The sequence below is a fragment of the uncultured Agitococcus sp. genome (assembly GCF_937920075.1).
Classification (GTDB): domain Bacteria; phylum Pseudomonadota; class Gammaproteobacteria; order Pseudomonadales; family Moraxellaceae; genus Agitococcus.
In genome coordinates, this window is record NZ_CALETI010000257.1 from 1 (window position 1) to 3,754 (window position 3,754).

At 40.4% G+C, this 3,754-nt stretch carries 4 protein-coding genes and 1 pseudogene; 3 read left to right on the forward strand and 2 right to left on the reverse strand.

The features are described from left to right. Window positions 1-190 precede the first annotated feature (190 nt). Complete coding sequence (locus tag Q0212_RS08815) at window positions 191-334, forward strand: hypothetical protein (protein ID WP_297924616.1); 144 nt, start codon at window positions 191-193, stop codon at window positions 332-334. Here Q0212_RS08815 and Q0212_RS08820 read toward each other — a convergent pair. Continuing rightward, entirely contained in the window at window positions 331-2,535 is a 2,205-nt protein-coding gene (locus tag Q0212_RS08820; RefSeq protein ID WP_297924618.1) for a primosomal protein N', read from the reverse strand. The genes Q0212_RS08815 and Q0212_RS08820 overlap by 4 nt on opposite strands. A gap of 130 nt (window positions 2,536-2,665) precedes the next feature. On the opposite strand from Q0212_RS08820, the gene Q0212_RS08825 reads away from it, so the two are divergent. Both Q0212_RS08825 and Q0212_RS08830 read left to right on the forward strand, forming a co-directional pair. Beyond that, entirely contained in the window at window positions 2,666-3,199 is a 534-nt protein-coding gene (locus tag Q0212_RS08825) for a TIGR00645 family protein (protein ID WP_297924620.1), read from the forward strand. A 178-nt stretch (window positions 3,200-3,377) separates the two neighbouring features. Next, a complete protein-coding gene (locus tag Q0212_RS08830) occupies window positions 3,378-3,677 on the forward strand; it encodes a hypothetical protein (protein ID WP_297924622.1) in 300 nt (99 codons plus the stop codon). On the opposite strand, the pseudogene Q0212_RS08835 reads toward Q0212_RS08830, so the two are convergent. Then, window positions 3,627-3,754: pseudogene (locus Q0212_RS08835) on the reverse strand (IS5/IS1182 family transposase); the annotation flags it as partial. The gene Q0212_RS08830 and the pseudogene Q0212_RS08835 overlap by 51 nt on opposite strands.

Below are 3,754 nucleotides of genomic sequence, written 5' to 3' on the forward strand. Positions count from 1 at the left end.
AATAATCTTCTTAAGTTTACCAAATCTACTCATACAGTTTTTTCAACACTCATCAGAGTTGTATTATGGGGCTTATAAAAGTCAACGACCTATAGCAAATGTAGCATTGATTGATGAGCTATGTTTGCAATTTCCTAGTTTAAGTTTCGACGAAAAGTCTGCAAAAATTTTAGGATAAATTCGTGTTGAATTGGCTAAAAAAGGTTTGTTAATTGGTGCGTATGATATGCAAATTGCGGCGATAGCAATGGCTCATCAATGTGTTTTAGTGACGCACAATGTTCGTGAGTTTAGTCGTATAGAAAGTTTGTTAATAGAGGATTGGGAATCTTAAGCCAACTCTTGCGGATCTACATCAATATGCCAGCGTAAACGTTTTGCTTCAGGTAAATCATTCACAATCGTTAACCAACGATGCAAAAACTGTTGAAGACGACGACGTTGGCTACTTTTTAACAGCAAATGCGCCCTAAAAATCCCTGCCTTTTTTTCCATGGGTGCAGGAATAGGCCCCCAAAACTCAGGGGCATTATCCAACACTTGACCTCGACTCATTGCCTCAGTCAAAAAGTTGAGTGCCATTTCGGGATAATGCGCTTCGGCACGCACTAAGGCCAAATAACCATACGGTGGCATCCCAATCATCTCGCGCTCAGCTAACGCCAACTCAGCAAAACCTTGATAACCTGTGCTTAATAATTGCTGCAATAACGGATGTTCAGGTTGATGACTTTGCAACAACACCAAGCCTGCTTTATGCGCACGACCTGCACGACCTGCCACTTGGGTAATTAATTGGGCAACACGTTCACTAGCGCGAAAATCTGCCCCAAACAAACCACTATCGGCTTCTAATAACGCAACCAACGTCACATTAGGGAAGTGGTGACCTTTAGCCAACATTTGTGTGCCAACCAAAATCGCGGCTTTGTTATTTTCGATGTCGGCATATAAATTGTGCCAACTATCTTTGCGTTGGGTGCTATCTCTATCTATACGATGAATCGGCACTTTGGGAAATAACTCTTGTAAGGCTTCTTCGACACGCACTGTGCCAGCACCAATGGCTTTTAATTCTTTGCTGTTGCATTCGGGACAAAAATTGGGTGGCTGCTGACTAAAGCCACAATGATGACAATGTAATCTCAAGGGGTTACGGTGTAGAGTAATCTTGGCATCACAACGCGGACATTTCGCTTGCCAACCACAATCATGACACAACAACACAGGTGCAAAACCTCGTCTATTTAAAAAGATAATCACTTGCTCATCTTTTTTTAGTCGGGTGGCAATCGCGTCTTTTAGTGCAGAAGTTAAACCTGCTTGAAGTTTTTGGCCGCGTAAATCAATCAATTTAATCGTAGGTTGAGAGACATTGGCGGCACGTTCTTTTAAAAATAAATGCTGATAACGGCCTGTTTTGGCATTGGCTAAACTTTCTAAACTGGGGGTTGCCGACCCCAAAACGACAGGACAATTTGCCAATTGTGCGCGTAAAATGGCTAAATCACGCGCGTTGTATCTAAAATTATCTTGTTGTTTAAACGATAAATCATGTTCTTCATCGACAATAATCAAGCCTAAATGTGGCATGGGGGTAAATAGGGTAGAGCGTGTGCCTATCACAATTGCCGCATGACCTAAATAAGCACGTCGCCAAGCACGCAAACGTTCTCTATCGGTTAAGCCTGAATGCAGCATGACAATTTCAACGGCAAAACGAGAACGAAATCTAGCCACAGTTTGTGGGGTTAAGCCAATTTCAGGCACTAAAACAAGGGCTTGTTGATGGTTGGCTAAACACGAAGCGATACTTTGTAAATACACTTCGGTTTTACCACTGCCTGTCACCCCATCTAACAAAAAGCTTTTAAATTGGCCTAAATGTTCAGTAATGGCATGAATGGCGGTGGTTTGGCTTTCGTTGGCAACTAAAGGTGATTCGGCATATTTGAGTTGTGGTGTGCCTGTTTGAATGGCTAATTGACCAAATTCTTCGGCAAAGCCTTTTTTCGCTAAGGCTTGCAGCGTAGCGCGTTCAATTTGAACTTTCTTTAAAAAATCTTCACTAATGCCATGACTTTGATGGGGTTCAAGAGCTTGCCATGCGGCTTGTTGTTTGGCGGAGCGGCTTAGGGTGTCAGCGGTAATTTGTAAACCAACAGGTGTTAAACGCCAATGAATGGGGTTGTCATATAAATCTTCACCTTGACGCAACAGCGTTGGCAAAGCAGTGCTAAATACTTCCCCAATGGGGTAATGATAATACTGTGCTGCCCACGTTAATAATTGCATCAGTTGGGGGGGAAATAAGGAATGCTCATCAATTAACTGTCGGGCAGGTTTAATTTTATCAAGTGGTGATTCTGGTGTTTCGGTCACACCAATAATCACGCCAATTAATTCACGTTTGCCAAAAGGTACTTTAATCCGCGCGCCAATATGTGGCGTATGACTAAAACTCGCAGGAATGCTGTAGTCAAACACTTGTGCTAAAGGCACAGGTAAAGCGACTTGTAAATAAACGCGTGACATTAAAAAATGAAAATCCTGAAACTTGTATAACAAGCTAATACAAAAAAAGTGTAATAAGCCCTAAACTATGCCGACTTATTTTTGGTGTGTAAAGACAAGAGTATCATCTTTGGTTTAATGAGGAGTTTTTATGAGTCAAAAGTTTACACACGCAGCAGCTCGATTTATTTTTTGGAGTCGCTGGCTGCAATTACCCATGTATATGGGGTTGATTGTTGCGTTGGCTGTGTATGTTTATAAGTTTTTTGTGACGCTGTCAGGTTTAATTATTAATTTGGGGAAATACAGCGATAACGATATTTTATTGATTGTTCTTGCTTTGATTGATGTGGTGATGATTGCCAATTTATTGGTAATGGTGATTATTGGGGGCTATGAGATTTTTGTCAGTCGTTTGCATATTGACGATCACCCTGACCAACCTGAGTGGCTTGACCATGTGGATGCAGGTGTATTGAAAATAAAGTTAGGGATGGCTTTGGTGAGTATTTCGTCAATTCATTTATTGCGTAGTTTTATTGATACTAAAAATCTATCTGAACATACGCTACAGTGGGAAGTAATTATTCATTCCGTTTTAGTGTTATCTGTGATTTTTATTGCCTTAACCGATTGGTTGGTTCAATACAAGGCATTACAAATTCATAAAATGAAGCATAAATAGGACTTACGCATTGCACTGCAATTAGCGCGTTTTGTGAACATGAAACCGTTAAAAACGGTTGAAATGTGAATAAATAAGCGATAACCGCGTAAGTTTTAAATAATCATTGATTGAAATGGTGGGTTGAAAAGCCCACTGTTTTTGCTCTGGAAAAACAAATTAAAATGGAATATTAACAATGATACAGAATGAGTGTTTTAGAAAATATTTAGCCGAAGTAGAAAAAACAGGTAAGTTGAAGAATAACGAGCTTTATCGGTTGGCTTTATATAATGATAAAAGAGCAATTAAGTATATTCCCTATGATGAGCAAACGGCTGAAATGGCATTAATGGCCGTTAATGGAAGTCCACATAGTTTACGTTTTGTTGCGGCTTTGTTGCACAAATTACGGTTTAGGCATAAGTTGCCCTTACCCGATAATGGGTTAAAAGACACGCTGAGTGACTGGCGTACCCAAATGAGTGAAACGGTTTAAAATGGCGACACGCACTTGTAGTTCTGTAACCTGACGATCAAAGTCCCTAGCCATAACACGCTCACCCAATAATTTAA

Bases quoted from the DNA above. Each gene is read 5' to 3' on its own strand.
- Q0212_RS08820 (WP_297924618.1), bottom strand. From the start codon at position 2,535: ATGTCACGCGTTTATTTACAAGTCGCTTTACCTGTGCCTTTAGCACAA.
- Q0212_RS08825 (WP_297924620.1), top strand. From the start codon at position 2,666: ATGAGTCAAAAGTTTACACACGCAGCAGCTCGATTTATTTTTTGGAGT.
- Q0212_RS08830 (WP_297924622.1), top strand. From the start codon at position 3,378: ATGATACAGAATGAGTGTTTTAGAAAATATTTAGCCGAAGTAGAAAAA.